The sequence below is a fragment of the Pedobacter sp. MC2016-24 genome, assembly GCF_015223055.1.
Taxonomy (GTDB): domain Bacteria; phylum Bacteroidota; class Bacteroidia; order Sphingobacteriales; family Sphingobacteriaceae; genus Pedobacter.
On sequence record NZ_JADFBX010000008.1, the window covers coordinates 176199 to 195744 of the forward strand.

The following is a 19546-nucleotide window of genomic DNA, read 5'->3' on the forward strand; positions in this document are numbered from 1 at the left end:
ATAAGTTAAATTTCAGTTATGTATCAGAAATATGATATGAAGGTTGCTGAATAAATGGCTAATTTGCTCCTTATGAAACTTCCTGTAATACACGGATATATAGAACGACGTATTCTGATCAATTTTACAGCGGATCCGGATGATGTACGCAAAGTTTTACCAGCGCAGTTTACGCCCAAGTTGTACAAAGGCAAAGCTATAGTTGGAATTTGTCTGATCAGGCTTAAGGATGTAAAGCCAAAAGGTATGCCGGATTGTATGGGTATTTCATCTGAGAATGGTGCCCATCGGATCGCCGTTGAATGGTTGGAAAATGGGGAACGAAAAGAAGGAGTTTATGTACCTAGAAGAGATACTTCTTTGAAGTTTAACCATCTGGTAGGTGGAAGACTATTTCCGGGAAAGCATGATCTGGCTAAGTTTGACGTTCAGGAAAATGAAGATCATTATCATATTGGTTTTGTCAGTTCTGATCAAACCTTTATTTCCATTGATGCCAGGGAAAGTGAATCTTTTGCCTCCGATTCTATTTTTGAAAGTCTGGAAAATGCTTCAGCATTTATGAAAAATGGATCAATTGGTTATTCTCCGAATGGGGATAAGTATGAGGGACTGGAGCTTGATGTTTACAACTGGCAAGTAAGTCCTTTAACCGTGAGCATGGTCAGTTCTTCTTTTTTTGAAGATGAAGCAGTATTTCCCAAAGGTTCCGTACAATTTGACAATGCGTTATTGATGACCAATATGGAACATGAATGGAATAGCCTGGCAGATATAAAAAAAGCACCCCTGAATCAGGAGTGCTTTTAATTTCTTTTAAAAGAAGATTATCCTTTTGCAGTCAATTGAGCAAGAACAGCGTTGTTTTTTGCCAATTGATCTTTAGTAGATTGCTTAGAACGGCTTCCTAACTCGATGTTAGTAGCAAGTTTTAAGTTTTTCACATCTAATTTTGCGAAAGTTTTATTTCTTCTGTCTTTTCTCTTTAATCTGGTAACTGCCATGATTTGGTACTTTATGTTTTTAATTTAAAAAAATCTGGAGGTCGAGAGCGGATTCGAACCGCTGTAGGAGGTTTTGCAGACCTCTGCCTAGCCACTCGGCCACTCGACCTTGAAATTCAGGTTGCAAAAATAGCAATAATAACTTAGTATGCAATTTATTTTTGCAAATTTCTGCTAATGTCTGCGCATAATATTGCCGCGGATACCGCAACGTTCAATGACTCAGCGCCTCCAATGCGTGGAATGGTTACCGGCTGCGTAATTAATTTTAAAACTTCAGTGCTGATTCCCTGTCCTTCGTTGCCTAAAATGACCAGACCCTCGTTGCCCCAATTGGTTTTATAGACACTATGTCCATTGAGTACTGCGCCAAATAAGGGAACCGGACTTGTTTTTAAGGCCAATGGCAAATCTTCGTACCAAATCTGGATTCTGCTGAGCGAACCCATAGTCGCCTGTACGGTTTTGGGGTTATAGGCTTCAACGGTATTTAAAGAACAAAGGATTTGTTTAAAGCCAAACCAATCGGCAGTGCGGATAATGGTTCCCAGGTTGCCTGGATCTTGTACACCATCCAGTACCAAGGTAAAAGTATCTTTTAATTTTTCAGGACTAAATACTGAGGCCTCTGGGATTCTAACCAGGGCCAATATGCCTTGTGGAGCCTGTAATGTACTAATCTTGTCCAGTTCAGCGTTGTTTACTTCAAATAAATTTATATTTGCGGGTAAAGTTGGCAGTAAAGACCGATATTGTGGCAAGTAATATATGCTGTGAATCTGGTAGTTTGACTGGATAAATTCTACAATAGATTTTATCCCTTCAATGATGAAAATCCCACTTTCTTTGCGGTACTTTTTTTGATGTAACGATTTTATAAAACCTATCTGAGATTTTGAAAGCATATTCTAATTATAAAAAGCATGTCCAGTTCTATGCAATATTACTATTTATTATTGTTTTTGTTACAGCATGTTCATCAACACAGTATATAGCAGACTATCAATCAATCGTTAAGAAAGTTAAAATTGATAGCATTAAGAAGGAATTTGAGGAGGAAGCTTACAATTATGTGCAAAAAGACATCAGGCCCACAGCAAAAATTGGTATCAACGTAATTATCTACAACATGTTTAATACCAAGGATGGGAAATACAAAACCGATAACATCCGGCCTTTAGGCACTCCACCACCTATTCTGGATAGTACCCTGGTAGAAATTTCTAGAAGCCAGATCGAAAAATACCTGGCAAGCAAGGGGTATTTTAAGGCTAAAGTGAAAGCTGAGATCGAGGTTAAAGACAAACGTGCTGCTGTGGTCTTTACTGCAAATACAGGCCCTGCTTTCGCCATCAACGACGTAAAATATGATATTCCGGATAGCGCCCTGAAAGCGATTTATTTAAAAAACAAATCAGAATTTACGCATTTAAAAGCCGGGATGCGGTATGACGACGATTCGCTGGCTTATGAACGCGACCAGATTTACCAGGTGATCCGACAAAATGGATATTATGATTTTGCCCGTCCATACATCAAGTTTGCGGTAGACTCTAACTTGAATAAAAGTAAGGCCAACGTAACCCTGTTTATTGATAACCCGATGGACAAGCCCGAGCATAAGAAGTACCATATCGGAGAAACCAATATCATCATTGCACCAAATGCAGATGGCTTTCCGGGTACTGAGTTTCCAATGAACCCCAGGATATTTCGTGGTGTAAGGTTTACCGATTTGTCTAAAAAATTCAGGAGAAACCCGATTACCAGATATAACTTTTTACGTGAGGGCGAACAGTATGATGTCAGAAATGAAAATATAACCTATGATCGTTTGTATGAACTCAATGTGTTCAAAAACGTGAAAATCGAATATAATAAGGGAAAGGATAGCTCAAATACAGTGAACCCCGTGATCCAGCTTACTCCGCAAAAAATAATGAGTAACCGGATTGAGGGTGAGGTGCCATTCAATGCCGGAACGGTGGGTTTTAACTTAAGCAATACCTATAGCAATAATAATTTCTTCAGAGGTGCAGAACGATTTGATTTTCAGGTTAAAGGCGGACTTCAGTCACGTATTGGTCAGGGTACATCTATTTTTAAAGAAATTTATCAACGGGATTTTTCACTTAGTGCCAGTTTATCTGTTCCGCGTTTGATGGCGCCGGTTTTCTCAAAATATGTGACGGGAAAAGGGGGGATGCCGCATACAGTTTTTTCTACAAGTTACGTATATGCACTGCAAAAAGGTGTTTTCCAACGTCAGGTCATCTTGTCTTCTTTCACGTATGAATTTGTAGAAACCAAGTCTAAACTTCATTCCCTGACCCCCTTAAATCTTGAATACCGTTTCGGCAGATTGTTGTTTGACCGGAATGATACCACCAGTCAGTACTATTCGCTACTGGCTTTAAATGTATACAATTTACTGCTGCTGGATCGGAGAACCATTACCATAGGTAGTAAATATACCTATTCACTGAATGCTGATAAACTATTGACCAATAGCAGTTTCGTTTATTTTCGGGGTAATCTGGATGTCGCAGGTAATACCATCAATTTAGCTTCCAGGATTTTTGGTGTGAAGCACGATGCTAAAAATAAGGACTACGGTACCTTACTTGGGGTCCAGTATCTGCAATATATCCGACCGGAATTCGATGTGCGATGGTATAAAAATCTGGGTGGCGATAAACAATTCGTAGCGCGACTAAATACGGGTATCGGTTATGCATATGGAAATTCAACCGATATTCCTTTTGAAAAACTGTTCTACGCAGGTGGGTCTAGTGGTGTCCGGGCCTGGCAGGCCAGAACACTGGGGCCAGGAAATTACAATCGGGCAGATACATTGAAAACTACGGCCCAACGTAAAGCGGCTTTTGGTTTGGATCAATTGGGTGAAATGCATGCCGAAGCTAATTTTGAATACCGCTATAAACTTGTTAACAAATTTATTGGTGGTAAGTTAAAAGGCGCTGTTTTTTTAGACATGGGTAATGTCTGGAACATTTCCCAGACCGGTATTCCGAAGTCCAAATTCGACTTTAAAAAGCTGGGCAGCCAGATTGCAATAGGTACTGGAATGGGGTTCAGGTATGATGTGCAGTACTTTGTCTTCCGGTTTGATATTGGCTTAAAGATCAAGGACCCCCAGTTTGAAGGCGATGATCAATGGGTTATTGGCAAATTCCTGTCGGGAGGTAAAGCATTTAAAGATGCCTACAGCGTCAGGAATTCACCGGATAACTATCGTTTTGTTCAATACAATTTTGGTATTGGTATGCCTTTCTAAGGAATTAGAACATGCGTTTTAAACCATCAAAAATCGTTTCGAAAAATGTTGGAATGCTCAAGCCATTGCTGTGGTTGAAATAAATAAATATGACCAGAATAATCACAGCATAGAGGATAAACTTTCTAAACGCAAAAGCGAAGAAAACAATTAAGGCCGGAAAAAGAATCAGCCACATGCTGTTTATGGCATAAGGGTTCAGGGTGCCGTCTTTTTTGTATACGTAAAGCAATTTGCTGTGTGTACCCGAATCATTCTGGTGTTTAATGTATACAAAGGCTGACCGTTCCAATTGCATTGGTAATATCGCTACTCCGTCATGGAAACTAACCGGTTGCGTAAATCCACTGACTGTAAATGTATAGGTCCCGTTAATTTTTTCCAGGGGATTGTTCAATGAATCGGCAGCGATAATTGCCAGTTTGCTATTTTTTAGCAGACTTTCTTTTACAATAAAATTATTGATGTCGGCTTTTTGAGCAAAGCCAGCAAGGCTGATCAGCAATAACAGGAACAGGGTATATGTCGTTTTCATTGTAAAAATGGTGTTTTTAAGTGTGGCGTGCCCATCATTTGTTTTTTTGTATGTGAACTTATGCTGGATCATTCTAAAGATCGTTTGTTGTAAATAAGATAGCCCAAATGTAGCAAAACACCGTTTCTTTTTACGGGATCATCGTATAAATTATAACTCAGGCTTATTGGCCCTACCGGTGTATGGTATACGAGGCCTGCAGTAGCTGCATAGTGGATTTTAGTAAATGAAGTTTTATGTTTTACCCCCTGGAAGCCACTCAGCTCAAATTCCCGGTAAGGCAAAAAGGTATAAGCTTCTACCCTCAGGTCCATATTCCGTTTCAGGTTGTAGATGTGTTTGATGCCTCCGGCAAGGTAACTGGTTGCTTTAAAGTTTTCCAGAAATAAAGAGCGGCTATCCTGCAAAGGATAAAATGCCGGCGCAGCAAGTACGGTGGAGTAATAATTGGAGAATAACGGCTGGTTGGAATAGACCGCTTCCAGTAAATACCCCAGGGTATATTTACGAATGTGTATGGGATAATTTTCTTCGCTCATTTTGAGGTTAATCCATTGCCTGAACTGTTTATTCACTTCTGTCTTGCTTTCTGCTGCATTATTGGCGGAACTGATGTTGCCTGGCATATAACTTTCCCTGCCAGCAAAATAACTGCCACTCAGCAGAAAATGCCTGCCATTAGTTGCATACTGTTTTCGGTTTAAGGTATTTTGTTCAAAGGCCAGGCTGGATATTGAGCCGTTCAACACCGTGCGATCCAGGATATCACCTACAGAAAAGGTATTGTTGGGGCTGTATCGGTCTGTATTGTTCACAAAAGCGCTGCTCAAAGTTATTTTTGCATTTCTGTTTAACGGCAGCCCTATTTTTAGCTCTATTTTGCGATCGCCCTGTTCAATATACATGGGATGAGGGTTCTCGATAAAAATAGAACTGGTATTGTAATAATCAAAGTGGTTGTAAGTCATTTCTGCTGCCAGAAAGAGGGGCAATCTTGAGGGGTAATCTATACGTCCGCTAAGCTGTACCGACTCGTAGAAACGGCCTGAATAGAGGCTTGCCCCAAAAGTATAAGCCTTTCTGTTCAAATAATTGTATTGCAGTCCTAAAAACACATTGCTGATCGGTCGGGTGGAGATGTTACCGCCAAAATCGATTTTAAGACTTTTACGCGGTTGGATCTGGATGTCAAAATTATAGATGTCGGCAACCGGGTCATAGGATATTTTAGGATAAATGGTTTCAAAGGTTTCATCTGCAACCAATTTGTAATAGCCTTGCCTAATGTCGGCCAGGTTAAAAGTTGCCTGATCACTTTTAAATAGACGCTCAATGTACCGCTTTTGCTGTGTATTTACCCCGGTTACCGTAATGTTGCTGAATACCAGGTCTGGTTTTTTGTTGTTAAATTCATTTCTGCGGATGGCCAGCGCCATCGGATTTTCTTTCCTTCCAATCTTGAGCTTGATCTGTTCCATATCTGCCATAGCCGCATCATACCCCTGTTGGATGAGTTCTTTTACCGGATTAAAATTGGTTACGCTGTATGCTCTTACTTTAGGCTGGATGTAAACACCTTTCGGGCCAATTAGTGTAGAGTCTGATTTAGATAAGAACATGAACACCATAATTCTGTTCATTAAGCGCTCATCCTGGCTTTTGGGGTATTCATTGTATGTTTTTGAAGATACGTTAACACCAATCATAACGTCTGGTTGAAACTCTTCTTTCATGACGTCGGCAGGAAAGTTATTGTATAGACCGCCGTCAAATACATACTTACCATCAAGTTTTATTGGTCTGTAAATCAAAGGTACGGTCATGGTTGCCCTGACTGCTTCGGCTAAACTTCCTTTTTTTACAGTGATGCTTTTTTGCGATAGCACATCCGACACCATACAGCGATAAGGGACAAAAAGATTGTCAAAGTTATCTTTGGAAATGGCCGAAGCTTGCGAAAATAATTCCAGTAAGGCAAAGTTCAGGGGGATGTCATTGACCAGGTTGGAACGGAAGCTTACGCGCAAGCTGGTGTCAAGTGATAATTTTGCGGTTAAGATGGAAGGGTTGACACTCTTTTTCTGAAAAAAGAAGCTGTAATCGCTTTTAAAACGACCGCTCACCCAATCCTGAAAATCAGTACTCAAAGCAATTTTTTCCATTTGAGTAGGCGAGTAGCCTGCAGCATACATGGCCCCAACAATTCCACCCATGGAAGTACCGGTGATGTAGTTGATCGGGATGTTGTTTTCTTCCAGGGCCTTTAAAACACCAATATGTGCCAATCCTTTTGCTCCACCACCACTCAATACGAGACCAACTTTTTGAGCATGCAGTTGAAATGCTAAAAAAATGAGGAAGCACAGCGGTATGAATTTTGAAATAGTCACATCCTAAAAATAGGTAAATTAGTTCAAAGTGAAGATATTATAAGTGAGTACTGTTGCAAAACTAACCCATAAAATATAGGGGATAAAAAGCAGTCCGGCCAATTTGTTGATCTTGTAAAACACAATGGCGTTGATGATGATAGCGACCAATAAGAACATAATTTCGATCAGGGCTACGCCAATTTGGTGGGTATAGAAAAATATGAAAGACCACATCAGGTTCAGGATGAGCTGAATGAAGTAAATGGCGATGGTACGTGGGAAATGCGCAATTGTATCCCGTCTTTGCCAAACCAGGTACGCTGAAATGCCCATCAGAATGAAAATGCTGGTCCAGACCGGTGGGAAGATACTGTTTGGCGGATTAAAAGCGGGTTTTGCTAAGGTTAAGTACCAGGTTTTAACGCTGGAGGCTGTGAAAAACGCACCAATTGCCCCTACAGCAAGTGGCAATGCAACATTTACAACAAAGGCAATTGGATTGAATTTCATCTGTTTGTTTTTTGGAACTTTATCTGGCCGCTAAGGTACCAGAGTTTAATTTAAGCTCGAAACTATAATCTAATATTTCACCTTTTTTTAGCTGGTGTGTGCCACTATAGCCATCCATGAGTATGGCACTTCCTTTTTGTGCCACCGTATAGCCACCCTGGCCATGGTTGGCCCAGCTTTCAGGACTGGCGTCATTCTTTTGATTGGTCAGTTTAAAGCTCAGTCCGCCCTGGTCATTGCCCAACCATGCTGCAGTCATATTTTTGTTGTTGCTCCATTTCCAGTCGATCATTTCTGGTCTTAAAGTTCTTTCAAAACCTGCATCGCGTACAAATTTGACAGCTGCAGGTGTAAATGGGAGGTGTAGGCGTACATTGTCCAGGTTGATGTCTCCCAGGGCTGCTATGCTTACCTGGTACAGGATATTTCCGTCAGGTTTTACTGTGCCTTTAACCGTCATGGTTAAACTATCGGAAGTGTTTTTCGCCGTCCACTGTACCAATTTTGGCTGTGTTTTACTAAATACAACTTCGGTAGTCGTCCATTTTACATCTTTATGTGTAGACGATTTTACCGTGTGAAAATGAACTGATTCTGTGAAAAGTTTTCCAGTGTCTATGCGTACCATGGCTGGTAATCCATCAGCGCCCAGATCGAGGCGCATATCGGCCCATGAAATTGTCTTATCGGCAACTGTTAAAGCGACTTGTTGTTTTTTCTCTTGTGCATTTAAACTTTTACATAGTAGCAGTGCAACTATTACAGGAAGTGTCTTATTCATAATGGAGTGGTTTTGCCCTGCTAAAAATAGAATTTTTATACGGTTTTTTCTTACAATGCGGCATTGATTTTAGTGAATATCAGCATTAGTGACAAGGCTAAGAAAAATATTTTCTGCATATTAGGGAAAAAAATAAAATCATCATGAAACAAATTCTTGTACTAGCGTGCTTTTTAGCACTGTTTACCACAAACACCGTTTCTGCCCAGCAGGATAAAAGCAAAAGAGCGAGCCCACCGGCGGTAGTTACAGAAACACTAAGTTCTGGAGCTACATTGACTATTGATTACAGTCAGCCTTCTGTTAAGGGACGTACCATTGGAAAAGAAATTGCGCCGTATGGTCAGGTTTGGCGTACAGGTGCCAATGAAGCCACAGTTTTTGAAGTGAGTAAAGATGTTAAAGTAGAAGGAAAGGCACTTGCTGCAGGTAAATACAGTTTATATTCTATTCCTGGAGAAAAGGAATGGACCATTATCATCAATAAAACCTGGAAACAATCTGGAACGCAATACAGCGAGGCTGAAGATGCCATTCGCTTTAAAGTAAAGCCGGGTAAAGCCAATGCGTTCACTGAAAAAATGACGTTTACGGTAGCAAAAACAGGTAAAGTAGCACTTGCATGGGGCGATGTTTTAATTGTTTTCAATGTAAAGTAAACAGAATATTGATTTTTAATAAATGAATCCTATATTTGCGCTCCTGTCTCCGTAGTTCAATGGATAGAATTTTGGTTTCCGGTACCAACGATATGAGTTCGAATCTCGTCGGGGACACCTCACCGGAGTGAAAATCTGATAAAGATTTTGCTCCGGTTTTTTTATGCCTTAAATTCTTGTTAATTTGGTAGATAAGTTGGGCGGCTTCATTGATTTCAGGGGTTTGATGTTTTTCGCCGTCAAAAATCTATTTTTCAGGATAAATCGGACTCACGATCGCCCTTCTTATATCAGAATCTGCCGTTGCATAGAATTCAGAAAGGTTTTTAAGGTTATCCACTGCTAAATCTGCTAAACCTTCTATATCAAGATCCTCATTAATCTGCTGAGTTAACTCTTTTAGTTCTGCTTCACATCTTGCAATGGTATTTTCGCACTCTTTTCTGATCCGCTGATATTCATCACCGGAGATCGATTTATTGATCAACAGCTCTAAAACCCTTGCTTTTCTGTCATTTTGTTCGGCAATCTGATCAGTTTTTCGATTCTGGTCCGTTAAGGATTTTCCACCATTTTCTATGTAGGATTCGCAAATTATAGTCCTGAAGAGTTCAGCCATGCCTGGTTTTGGAACAAATTGGTTTAGATTACGTTCAAAAAGGGCATTCACCATTTCTGCCTGAAACCTTATTCCACAAGTGGATTTACAATGGTAATATGGATAATAGACCCTTTGTTTTCCTCTAGAGGCGCTTCTAGTCATAAATCTGGCAGCGTTTATAGCCGTTATACTTCGCCTGCCTGTTGGAATGAAGTTTTTCATAAACCCGAAGTTCCGACCATCGAAAATTAAAACTACTCTAGTAGAGATAAATAATATTTACTAGCAGTGATCTGAAAAAACAGTTTATCTCTACTAATGATGAATAGAAATTCGCGTAAATCTATTAAAGTGTTTGTATTTGTGTACGAAGTGCGTGAATTTTGCTTTTTATTTTGAAATTCCAATTATAATGTGAATTTACCTGTGAGTAGAAGTGGATTTACGTTGATTTGATTGATTTTACTATTATAATGTGAATTTTGTTGTGTTTTCTGTTTTATGTATGTATTTTTATATAAAAATCACATTATAATGTTAATTTCTTTGGGAGAATCTATCAGGTTGCGCAGAAAGGAACTTAAGTTGTCACAGTCTTATGTTGCCGATCTTGCTGAGGTTAGTCTGAATACGATTTCTAAGATTGAGCGTGGGGAGGCTAATCCTACGGTGGATGTTTTGCAAAAGATTGGGAATGTTTTGGGGATGGAGCTGAAATTGGAGATTAAGGGTTTAAATAAATTAGGTTATGCGCTCGGGTCAAGTATTTCTGAATAATAAGTTGGCTGGTACGCTGACCGAGGAAAGCCGCAAGATGTATGTTTTTCGATATGAACAAGGGTATTTTGATGATCCTGCTGCTGTGGCGGTAAGTCTGACTTTACCGAAATCAAAGCGGGAGTACAGGTCGGCTTATTTGTTTCCTTTCTTTTTTAATATGCTGGCTGAGGGGGTAAATAAGGAACTTCAAAGCAGGCAACTTAGGATTGACAGGGAGGATGCTTTTGGCTTACTATTAGCGACAACCGGGAGTGATACAATAGGTGCGGTTACAGTTAAACCATTGAAAGATGATGAGCTTACCAGAAATAAATAATTGTCCGGGGACATTGGCAGAGGGGTTTGATACTTATAGTCCCTTGGCTTTACGTCGGGTGTTTTCGGGGAAGAAGGTGAGCCATATATTGCCTTATGCTTCCCCGGATAAGCAGGGGAAGGATATGGAGCAGTTTATTGAAAACCGGAAAAGGATTTCGATATCCGGGGTTCAGGAGAAGATGTCTTTGTTGCTGGAAAAAAATAAGCTTCGGCTTACTTTGGAGGGGGAGCAGGGGACTTATATTTTAAAACCTATTCCACGGGATATCAAGCATGTGGATCAGGTTCCGGCTAATGAGCACCTGACTATGCAGATTGCCAGGCAGGTATATGGTATTGCTACTGCTGAAAATGCGCTGATTTTTTTTGATGATGGGGTGCCTGCTTATATTACCTTAAGGTTTGATATCAGGCCGAAGGGTGGTAAATACCGGAAGGAGGATTTTGCCAGTCTGGCGGGTAAGTCCAAGGATACAGATGGGGTTGATTTCAAGTACCATTATAATTATGAGCAGCTTGCAGGGCTAATCAGGGAATTTGTGCCTTCCTGGAGGGTAGAGATGGAGAAGTTTTTTAAGCTGGTGGTTTTTAATTATCTCTTTTCTAACGGGGATGCGCACCTGAAGAATTTTGCGCTGTTGGAAACCGCTTCGGGCGATTTTGTGTTGAGTCCTGCTTATGATCTGCTGAATACGCGCTTGCATGTGGATGATCCGCACTTTGCACTAGATGGGGGACTTTTTGCAGATGGTTTCCAGTCATGGAAGTGGAAAAGGAAGGGGGGAGCACCTTCGGAATTGGACTTTATCGAATTTGCTAAACGTATCGGTATACAGGAAAACCGGATTGAATTATTGCTTGCTCCTTTTTTGGAGCGTCAGCAGTTGGTCGAGGAACTTGTTTCCAGATCGTATTTGAATCCTGAACAAAAAAGAGGCTATGTGCTTTACTATAACCGTAAGAGAAATCTTTTGAAATAGTTGGGTGCAGTTAAATGGGCAATTTCAAATTTTAAATGTTTTTTTTGTAAAATGGACATCTACCGGAAACAGGGTATGGATGGCATTGGATGGCTTTCTCTACGATTTTTTTGATAAAAATTGAAATAATTTAAGACTTTCGATAAGTTTCATAATTTTGTGAATTAAATATAAAATATGAAAAAATAACGCTACTATCATTTCTTTGCATCACTATAATTTGTGCTTGTAAAAAGAAAGATCTCAGTTTACCGCTCTCTTCTGAAAATCAAATTACCAACCAGCTCAATCAATTTAAAGATTTGGATCTTCCTGGAACAGCAGGATTAAATCAGCTAAAAAAAATTAGCTCGGTATCTAATGGATCTTCAACTAATTCCAATACGCCAACTGGGTGTATCTCAACACTTCATCAACAATCAGCAGAATATGACAAACTTTCTGTTTTGGATCCTTCTACAGACATTATGTACATAGGCTCGCTAATGGACGGAGAAAGTATTCAAAGCGGTACGTATCAACCAATCTTTTTACCTTCTGACTATGAGCGGAAACCAATTACCTATTCTGTATCAATACAAGGATCCAATGGGTCAATTAGTAAGACTATAACTCCTACACTATCTGCATTTAGAAATTCAATGCAGGAAATAGTGAATACAAATATTGTTGGCCAACAACCTGCTAATTTTACTTTTGAATTGGTTCGTGCGCGTTCAAAAAAGGAAGTTGAAATGAATATTAAAGCAAATCTTAAATTTAGTACATTCTTCAGTTCTTTGGGTAATTATAGCGAAAGTAATTTGAATTCTAAAACCTATTACTTATTAAAGATCTACCAAAAATTCTTTTCTGCTGATATTGACATCCCCATTGATGGTAATTTATTTAACAAGCCTACGGATTTTAATGGGAATATTGCGCCAGTCTATATTTCAACTATTGATTATGGACGAAGTGCCTATATGCTGATAGAAAGTTCATATGATTCTGCAAGAGTTTATAAGTCCCTTGAGGCGTCATTTTCGGTGTGGAAAATTGGTGGTGGAGGTTCGGTTAATAACGAACATAAAGAGGTTATGGACGATATGAGTATAAAGGGGACTATCATTGGAGGCTCTTCGTCGTCTGCGGCTTCTACTATACAAGGAATGCAAGCTTTCCATGACTATGTTGTAAGTAGCTCAAATTTAACTCCCGAATCAAGGGGAGAAATAATTGCTTATAAACTTCGTAATGCAAAAAATCACGGGGTTTATAAGACATTGATAAATGGCGATTATTATACTTACGATTGTTCAACATTGCCACCGCTTTATTTATCTAACGGGAATCTTGTAAGGAATGATCAGACAACTGCGATTTATTGGTATATGGACGGTAAACTTAAACATCTTCAGTTTATTGAACAGTTGGGGCTCTTTAATTATTCTCCTGCTATGTTGAAGCATTCAAATACTGCACAATTAAGCCAATTTACATTTGGTACACCAATACCTTGGGAGAATGGTATCCTAAAAGATATTATAGATGACAAATGTTATTATATGGAGGGAAATGTACTTAGACACATTACAACATGGCCATTGTTTGAAAAGTATAACTTTAATGAAGATGCTATTACACCTGTGTCTAATCTTAATGGTTATATCATCGAAGCTCCAATAGTAAATTAATTTTCATAAAAAGCCGTCTCAACACTTTGAAGCGTAATATGTGGCCACTTTGGATAAAAAGAAGTGGCCACTTTTAGGATAACCCCTACAATCATGTCCAGTCCTGAATTTACTTGTCGTTTCCGAACTGGAAGTGCAATCTACATTGACTTTGCTTCTGGTTAGTTATGGTTTATCTCAGATGTTTATCGGTAGTTTTCTGGATAGTTTTGGAAGATTTAAGATAGGACTAATTGCAATGTTTTTATTCAGTATTTCAAGTTGTTTGATTGCTATAAGTGTAAAAATTGTATTTATCCCAAATTGAAAAATCACCTATAACTTGGCTTATAAGCTTAAATATTGTGGCTTTATACGACTATATATATACAAGGCCACCAGATATTGTAAAAACATTGCTTTTGGGACCAGTTGCGAATCCCAGCGGAATCGAAGAAGATAGCAACCATTTGATTTGTAAGCTTCTTTGCTGGGTAGAAAATTCCAAAACTCGCTTTACCCTCATTGCAGCATGCGGTTGATCGGGAATTGATGGTAAGGTAATTATTTTAACACTTTTCATTAAAAAACCATCATCTTTGTAAGAAATGAATAGTAATCTAGATGGAGTCGACCGGTAAAAATGACATCAGTTCCTTGTTAGCGCGTATTGCCATGGGAGATGAGGCTGCTTTTAGTCATTTTTTTGATCTGTACAGGCCAAATATCTATACCACTGTATTGCGCATCACAAAAGATGAATGGTTGAGTGAGGAAATCCTGCAGGATACTTTTGTCAAGACATGGATTAGCAGGGAAGCGCTAACGGGGATCGAAAATATAGAAAACTGGCTTTACAAAATTGCCCGGAACGTAACTTATACCGCAATGAAACGGTCTTTCAGGGAGAAGCAAAATTTCAACCAGATGACGAAAGCGTCCATTTCACTATTTTATCCCGAGACAGATTATCTGGAAAGAGATGAACAGTTCCATAGCCTGCTAGAGACTGCCATATCGCGGCTTCCTCGAAAACAGCAGGAAACTTTTCGCTTAATTAAGCAAAGCGGTTTAAAAAGAGAACAAGTTGCTGCAAAGCTGGAAGTTTCGGCAGAAACGGTCAAATGGAATCTTGACCAGGCCATGCGAAGTGTCCGTGCTTACTGTACTGCACATGTCAAAGACCTTCCTTTAATCTTTGTGCTCCATTTTTTTTCAAAATATTTTTAAATCATACCCCCCAAATTACTTTTTCCGGAGTCTATATAAAAAACGCCATATTGCGTGATAAGGATAAGACCTTAACAAACAGTGCGGAAGACTGATAAAAAAGATGGAAAAAGATAGATTGGCTCATTTGGTACAAAAGTCTGTTGAAGGAAAGATTTCTGATGAGGAACATGTAGAGATGATGGCTCTGATGGATGATCCAGAATATGAGGCGGTTGTTAAACAGCTGCTCATGGATGCATTTGAACAGCCGAAGCCACTCGATGACATTGCGGCCGGCGTGCGCAGCCAGATCCTTGAAGCTGTTTTTCAATCTGATAAGACACCTGAAATCCGGAAACCCTTTATTCAGGCGCAGCAGATCAGGTGGGCGATGGGCCTTGTGGCGGTAATCGCCTTGATGGCATTTGGCCTGTTCTTTTTCAAATATCAGTCGAAATATGCGGTCCCACATGTTCAGGAGCTGGTGGGAGATGTTGCTCCCGGAAATTATGGTGCGACCTTGACCTTGACAAACGGTAGAAAGATCAGGCTTACGAAAGCCTCAAATGGCGAGCTGGCAAAGGAAGCGGGAATTTTAGTTTCCAAAAGCGCCGACGGTAAGCTGGTTTATGCGATTGAGGGGAATGTGACAGACGACAATGCCCAACATACCTTTTCTACTGCTAAGGGAGAAACCTATGAGGTTCGTTTACCTGATGGTTCATCCGTTCATTTGAACGCAGTATCGAGCCTCACCTATAAACCTGCTTTGATTGAAGATGGAAAACGTGTAGTCAAGCTAAGTGGTGAAGCTTATTTTGAAGTCGCCAAAGACAGGAAACATCCTTTTATCGTGAAAACCGAGCGACAGCAAGTAGAAGTATTGGGAACACATTTTAACCTCAGCAGTTATCCCGACGATGCAACAGAAAAGACAACCCTGTTGGAAGGAAGTATCAAAGTAACGGCATCCGGTAGCTCCATACTTCTGAAGCCTGGGCAGCAAAGCCGGCTATCTAAGGGGGAACTGAGTATTTCGGAGCCTGATACCGACCTGGCCATAGCCTGGAAAAATAATGAATTTGTCTTTGAAAGTGAAACCATCGACAATGTGATGAAGATGGTGGAACGCTGGTATAATGTAGAGGTGATCTATGTAGGAGAGAAGACAAATGAAAGGTTCAGTGGGGCCGTGTCCAGGTTTGAAAATGTTTCCAGGGTATTGCAGATCATTGAGTCTACGCGTGCCAGCCATTTTAAAATACAAGGTAGAAAAATATACGTATCGAAATAATACCTCAACAACCTAAGCAACAGAATATGAACCATTAACCATTTACATGAAAAGAAAATTACGATAACGAAACCGAAGAAAACAAAACCAGAAGTGCATGCTGCACCCCTGGTTTTAGTTTGGAACATTAAATTATCAACGTTAAATCGCAGGCCCTCATCCGTCGAAAGTAAAGGGACTGCTCAACCAAACCTAAACACTAATGTATCAAAATTCCCGGAAATTTGGTGTGCCTAAGCGGCTATACCATAAAATCTTGCTAACTATGCGTTTAACCGCCGTTATAATTGTAGCATGCTTCATGCAGGTGAGTGCGTCGAGCTTCGCCCAAAAAATTACGCTTTCTGAATCCAGTGCCTCTTTGAAGTCATTGTTTAAGCAGATCAAGGCACAGAGTGGTTATAACTTTTTTTATACGGACAATCTGTTAAAAAATGCGAAACCTGTCGCCATTGAGGTGCGAGATACTGAACTGGATGAGGTGCTCAGGTCGATTTTTTCCGGACAGCAACTGAATTATCTCATCAAGGACAAAACAGTCATCATTACGGAAGGTAAAGCGTTGCACCAGGATGTGATCTCCGGATTTGTTGGAGACAAAAAAGACCGTAGACCCATTCCAATGGTCACAGTGACCATTAAGGGCACAAAATCTTCTGTTCAGACAGATCGAAACGGGAAATTTACCATCAGCGTGCCAAGTGGTGCAAAATCATTGGAATTCCGTTATATAGGTTACAAAACAGTAGAAATACCGATTACTGTTAATGCGGACTATACACTGTACATGGAAGAAGATGAGAAAACATTGGACGAAACGGTGATCACCGGTATATTTGACCGGAAATCCGGTAGTTTCTCAGGTGCTTCAAAAACCATCACGGGTGCAGAGCTGAAAAAAATAAGCTCCAATAATGTTTTTGCCGCAGTAGCAGCACTCGATCCGGCCTTTCGGATTGTACCAAACAATATTTTAGGGGGCAACATCAACCAGCTGCCCGAAATTCAGATGCGCGGTCAGAATTCATTCCCCAACCTGAGCGGACAGCTTTCAGGAAACCCCAACGCCCCCCTTTTTATCCTGGATGGTTTTGAAGTGAGCCTGCAGCGAATCGTGGATATGGACATGAACCTGATCAGCAGCATTACCTTGTTAAAAGATGCGTCGGCAACGGCGATCTATGGTTCCAGAGGGGCCAATGGCATCATGGTGGTCACTACACTAGTGCCACAAGCTGGTAAAATACAAGTATCGTTTAACAATGACTTCAGGTTTACCACACCCGATTTGTCAGTTTATAACCTATTGGATGCCAGGGATAAACTTAATTTTGAGCAACGTGCCGGTGTGTATGACGGGGGCAGTAACCAGCAGCAAAACAAATTGGATGTCCTGTACAACGAACGGTACAAAGCAATGGTTAGTGGTGTCAACACCAACTGGCTGGCCCTGCCGGTACAGAATGGCTACAGTAACAGAAGTTCTTTATACCTGCAGGGCGGAGATGAAACCATTCGTTACGGCCTCCAGTTTTCTGGTGACATGGCCTCAGGCGTCATGAAAGGGCAGACCAGAAATAATTATTCGGGACAGTTTGATCTCAATTATGTGGTAAAAAAATTCCAATTCAGCAATTCCATCCGTATTTTCCAAAATAAAGCAAATGAATCTCCATATGGCGACTTTAGCGAATACGTGACGATGAACCCTTACTGGGCCCCTTATGATGAAAGCGGAAAAGCAAAAAAAATGTTGGAAGATTATCGCATAGACAATACGGTATACCGCCAGACCAATCCGGTATACGATGCGACTTTAAATTCTGTGAACAGCAGTAAATATTTTGGTTTGTCTAACAACCTGACGGTTCGATATACAGCTTCGACTGCATTTTACCTCGAAAGCAGACTGAGCCTAAATAAGCAAAATGCAGCCGCAGATCAGTTCTATTCTGCTGAGGACAGCCGCTTTTCAGAAATTACTGACCTCAACAGGAAGGGGACCTACACGGTCAGGAATGAAAATACAGGAAGCTACCAAAGTCTGACCACCGCAAACCTGAATCTGAGTTACGGCCCCCATCAGATCTTTTCAAATATAGGCTTTGACCTCAGGAACAGTAATTCTGAGTTTTACAGCGTCACTGCCGAAGGCTTTCCATACGATCGCCTGGATAACCTGCTCTTTGCCACGCAATATCAGGCCAATGGCCGACCAACAGGTGATGAGAGTACCGTACGGAGTCTGGGGCTGATTTATAGTGGGAGCTATACTTACGACAATCGTTTTCTTGCTGATGTATCCTTTCGCCGTGACGGCTCTTCCCAGTACGGATCTAAGAAAAGGTTTGGTACCTTCTGGTCAACAGGGATTGGCTGGAACATCCACAACGAAAAATTCTTTAGAAAGGGAGACTTGGTCAACCGCCTGAAAATACGTGCCAGTTACGGTCCGACGGGTTCGCAAAATCTGCCGGCCTATGCCTCACAATTCCGCTACAATTTTGGTACCAGCACCAGTTATTACGGCGAACTGGGCTCAACACTGATTGGACTGGGGAACGAAAAACTGAGCTGGCAAAATGTCTACAAAGGCAACATTGGCGCAGATGTGGTCCTGTTCAAAGAGAAACTGGATATGCGTATAGACCTGTACCGGGAAAACACCAGGAATGCCCTTACCACAATCTCCCTGGCCCCTTCAACCGGCTTCACCAGCTATTCTGAAAACCTTGGGCAACTCCAGAATACAGGCTTTGAGTTCTCGCTCCGCTACAAGATCCTCGAAAATGCGGCCAACGGCCTGCTGTGGTCTGTGAATCTGAATGGCTTCACCAATAAAAATGTCCTTAAAGAAATCTCTAACAAACTGAAAGCCTCCAATGATATTGCAAACAACGCAAACACCGATCAGGTGGTGCCCAATGTGCTGTTTCAGGAAGGGGAGTCGCTCAATACCATTTATGTGGTGCGCTCATTAGGTGTCGATCCGGCGACGGGCTCGGAAATCTACCTCACTAAAAACGGGGAAAAAACCTTCATCTGGAACGCTGCAGATAAAGTTGCTTTTGGAATCGCCCAGCCAAAATGGAATGGAAACTTTGGCACTAACTTTATGTACAAAGGCTTTGACCTGAACCTTATCTTTAACTATCAGTTTGGCGGACAGCTGTATAACCAGACGCTGATCAACCGCGTTGAAGCTGTAAATCCGGCTTTCAATGTAGACCGCCGTGCTTTCGATCTGGGTTGGTCGGGCCCTGGCGATGTAAGCCGTTATACCCGAATCGGTACCTCAACAGCTCCCACCCGATTGACATCAAGGTTTGTACAGGATGACAACAACCTGACTTTAAGTTCTGCTTCCATCGGCTATAATTTTTTCAGAAGGGCTTTTCTTAAAAAAATAGGCATGCGGAGTATGCAGCTCACTGCAATTACAAATGACCTTTTCAGGGTCAGCAGTATCCAGATTGAACGGGGAACGAGCAATCCTTTCGCGCGCACGTATTCATTGTCTTTAAGAGTTGGTTTTTAAAAAATAGAA

Annotated in this window: 17 protein-coding genes and 2 tRNA genes; 11 read left to right on the forward strand and 8 right to left on the reverse strand. The window is 40.8% G+C overall.

Translation table 11 applies throughout. From position 1 onward, the window contains the following. Nucleotides 1-72 precede the first annotated feature (72 nt). The gene (locus tag IM797_RS18605; RefSeq protein ID WP_194128677.1) at nucleotides 73-810 is read left to right on the forward strand and encodes a DUF2071 domain-containing protein; all 738 of its coding nucleotides are present in this window, start codon (nucleotides 73-75) and stop codon (nucleotides 808-810) included. A gap of 17 nt (nucleotides 811-827) precedes the next feature. Here IM797_RS18605 and IM797_RS18610 read toward each other — a convergent pair whose 3' ends face one another. The 3 genes from IM797_RS18610 to IM797_RS18620 all read right to left on the reverse strand — a co-directional run bounded on the left by IM797_RS18610 (nucleotide 828) and on the right by IM797_RS18620 (nucleotide 1909). After that, nucleotides 828-1004 (reverse strand): spore protein, encoded by a 177-nt coding sequence (locus IM797_RS18610; RefSeq protein ID WP_194128678.1) that lies wholly within the window; start codon nucleotides 1002-1004, stop codon nucleotides 828-830. Nucleotides 1005-1039: 35 nt separating this feature from the next. Further along, a tRNA-Cys gene (locus tag IM797_RS18615) sits at nucleotides 1040-1113 on the reverse strand. A gap of 46 nt (nucleotides 1114-1159) precedes the next feature. Continuing rightward, on the reverse strand, nucleotides 1160-1909 hold the full coding sequence (locus tag IM797_RS18620) for an RNA methyltransferase (RefSeq protein ID WP_194128679.1): 750 nt from the start codon (nucleotides 1907-1909) through the stop codon (nucleotides 1160-1162). Between IM797_RS18620 and IM797_RS18625 the strand changes: the two genes are divergently transcribed. Continuing rightward, on the forward strand, nucleotides 1900-4302 hold the full coding sequence (locus IM797_RS18625) for a BamA/TamA family outer membrane protein (protein ID WP_194128680.1): 2403 nt from the start codon (nucleotides 1900-1902) through the stop codon (nucleotides 4300-4302). The two genes, IM797_RS18620 and IM797_RS18625, sit on opposite strands and share 10 nt — an antisense overlap. Before the next feature lie 4 nt (nucleotides 4303-4306). On the opposite strand, the gene IM797_RS18630 is transcribed toward IM797_RS18625, so the two are convergent. The 4 genes from IM797_RS18630 to IM797_RS18645 form a co-directional block, all read right to left on the reverse strand. Continuing rightward, entirely contained in the window at nucleotides 4307-4837 is a 531-nt protein-coding gene (locus IM797_RS18630; RefSeq protein ID WP_194128681.1) for a hypothetical protein, read from the reverse strand. Between the two features lie 68 nt (nucleotides 4838-4905). Next, nucleotides 4906-7227 (reverse strand): patatin-like phospholipase family protein, encoded by a 2322-nt coding sequence (locus IM797_RS18635; RefSeq protein ID WP_370583096.1) that lies wholly within the window; start codon nucleotides 7225-7227, stop codon nucleotides 4906-4908. Nucleotides 7228-7245: 18 nt separating this feature from the next. Next, the gene (locus tag IM797_RS18640) at nucleotides 7246-7719 is read right to left on the reverse strand and encodes a TspO/MBR family protein (RefSeq protein WP_194128682.1); all 474 of its coding nucleotides are present in this window, start codon (nucleotides 7717-7719) and stop codon (nucleotides 7246-7248) included. 19 nt (nucleotides 7720-7738) lie between these two features. Next, nucleotides 7739-8500, reverse strand: a complete 762-nt coding sequence (locus IM797_RS18645) for a glycoside hydrolase domain-containing protein (protein ID WP_194128683.1) — start codon at nucleotides 8498-8500, stop codon at nucleotides 7739-7741. A gap of 143 nt (nucleotides 8501-8643) precedes the next feature. Here IM797_RS18645 and IM797_RS18650 point away from each other — a divergent pair, with 143 nt between their 5' ends. Both IM797_RS18650 and IM797_RS18655 read left to right on the forward strand, forming a co-directional pair. Then, on the forward strand, nucleotides 8644-9159 hold the full coding sequence (locus IM797_RS18650; protein WP_194128684.1) for a DUF2911 domain-containing protein: 516 nt from the start codon (nucleotides 8644-8646) through the stop codon (nucleotides 9157-9159). Nucleotides 9160-9204: 45 nt separating this feature from the next. After that, nucleotides 9205-9276 (forward strand) — tRNA-Arg (locus tag IM797_RS18655). A gap of 130 nt (nucleotides 9277-9406) precedes the next feature. Here the strand turns inward: IM797_RS18655 and IM797_RS18660 are convergent. Beyond that, nucleotides 9407-9982 carry a hypothetical protein gene (locus IM797_RS18660; RefSeq protein ID WP_194128685.1) on the reverse strand — a complete coding sequence of 192 codons (576 nt, stop codon included), beginning with the start codon at nucleotides 9980-9982 and terminating at the stop codon, nucleotides 9407-9409. A gap of 312 nt (nucleotides 9983-10294) precedes the next feature. Here IM797_RS18660 and IM797_RS18665 point away from each other — a divergent pair, with 312 nt between their 5' ends. The 7 genes from IM797_RS18665 (at nucleotide 10295) to IM797_RS18695 (ending at nucleotide 19537) form a co-directional block, all read left to right on the forward strand. Then, the gene (locus IM797_RS18665) at nucleotides 10295-10537 is read left to right on the forward strand and encodes a helix-turn-helix domain-containing protein (RefSeq protein WP_194128686.1); all 243 of its coding nucleotides are present in this window, start codon (nucleotides 10295-10297) and stop codon (nucleotides 10535-10537) included. Then, nucleotides 10509-10856, forward strand: coding sequence for a HipA N-terminal domain-containing protein (locus tag IM797_RS18670; RefSeq protein ID WP_194128687.1), 348 nt, complete (start codon nucleotides 10509-10511; stop codon nucleotides 10854-10856). Before IM797_RS18665 ends, IM797_RS18670 begins: the two co-directional genes overlap by 29 nt. Continuing rightward, on the forward strand, nucleotides 10831-11838 hold the full coding sequence (locus tag IM797_RS18675; protein WP_228098949.1) for a type II toxin-antitoxin system HipA family toxin: 1008 nt from the start codon (nucleotides 10831-10833) through the stop codon (nucleotides 11836-11838). The genes IM797_RS18670 and IM797_RS18675 overlap by 26 nt, the downstream gene beginning before the upstream one ends. Nucleotides 11839-12140: 302 nt before the next feature. Continuing rightward, entirely contained in the window at nucleotides 12141-13514 is a 1374-nt protein-coding gene (locus tag IM797_RS18680; RefSeq protein WP_194128688.1) for a thiol-activated cytolysin family protein, read from the forward strand. 603 nt (nucleotides 13515-14117) lie between these two features. Continuing rightward, nucleotides 14118-14723, forward strand: coding sequence for an RNA polymerase sigma factor (locus tag IM797_RS18685; protein WP_194128689.1), 606 nt, complete (start codon nucleotides 14118-14120; stop codon nucleotides 14721-14723). 103 nt (nucleotides 14724-14826) lie between these two features. After that, the gene (locus tag IM797_RS18690; RefSeq protein ID WP_194128690.1) at nucleotides 14827-15999 is read left to right on the forward strand and encodes a FecR family protein; all 1173 of its coding nucleotides are present in this window, start codon (nucleotides 14827-14829) and stop codon (nucleotides 15997-15999) included. Between the two features lie 265 nt (nucleotides 16000-16264). Continuing rightward, nucleotides 16265-19537, forward strand: a complete 3273-nt coding sequence (locus IM797_RS18695) for a SusC/RagA family TonB-linked outer membrane protein (RefSeq protein WP_194128691.1) — start codon at nucleotides 16265-16267, stop codon at nucleotides 19535-19537. Nucleotides 19538-19546: the final 9 nt, after the last annotated feature.

Excerpts from the sequence above, each read along its gene's own strand:
- IM797_RS18605 (WP_194128677.1), top strand. The coding sequence starts at position 73 with ATGAAACTTCCTGTAATACACGGATATATAGAACGACGTATTCTGATC.
- IM797_RS18610 (WP_194128678.1), bottom strand. The coding sequence starts at position 1,004 with ATGGCAGTTACCAGATTAAAGAGAAAAGACAGAAGAAATAAAACTTTC.
- IM797_RS18620 (WP_194128679.1), bottom strand. The coding sequence starts at position 1,909 with ATGCTTTCAAAATCTCAGATAGGTTTTATAAAATCGTTACATCAAAAA.
- IM797_RS18630 (WP_194128681.1), bottom strand. The coding sequence starts at position 4,837 with ATGAAAACGACATATACCCTGTTCCTGTTATTGCTGATCAGCCTTGCT.
- IM797_RS18640 (WP_194128682.1), bottom strand. The coding sequence starts at position 7,719 with ATGAAATTCAATCCAATTGCCTTTGTTGTAAATGTTGCATTGCCACTT.
- IM797_RS18645 (WP_194128683.1), bottom strand. The coding sequence starts at position 8,500 with ATGAATAAGACACTTCCTGTAATAGTTGCACTGCTACTATGTAAAAGT.
- IM797_RS18650 (WP_194128684.1), top strand. The coding sequence starts at position 8,644 with ATGAAACAAATTCTTGTACTAGCGTGCTTTTTAGCACTGTTTACCACA.
- IM797_RS18660 (WP_194128685.1), bottom strand. The coding sequence starts at position 9,982 with ATGAAAAACTTCATTCCAACAGGCAGGCGAAGTATAACGGCTATAAAC.
- IM797_RS18665 (WP_194128686.1), top strand. The coding sequence starts at position 10,295 with ATGTTAATTTCTTTGGGAGAATCTATCAGGTTGCGCAGAAAGGAACTT.
- IM797_RS18670 (WP_194128687.1), top strand. The coding sequence starts at position 10,509 with ATGCGCTCGGGTCAAGTATTTCTGAATAATAAGTTGGCTGGTACGCTG.
- IM797_RS18675 (WP_228098949.1), top strand. The coding sequence starts at position 10,831 with ATGATGAGCTTACCAGAAATAAATAATTGTCCGGGGACATTGGCAGAG.
- IM797_RS18685 (WP_194128689.1), top strand. The coding sequence starts at position 14,118 with ATGGAGTCGACCGGTAAAAATGACATCAGTTCCTTGTTAGCGCGTATT.
- IM797_RS18690 (WP_194128690.1), top strand. The coding sequence starts at position 14,827 with ATGGAAAAAGATAGATTGGCTCATTTGGTACAAAAGTCTGTTGAAGGA.
- IM797_RS18695 (WP_194128691.1), top strand. The coding sequence starts at position 16,265 with ATGCGTTTAACCGCCGTTATAATTGTAGCATGCTTCATGCAGGTGAGT.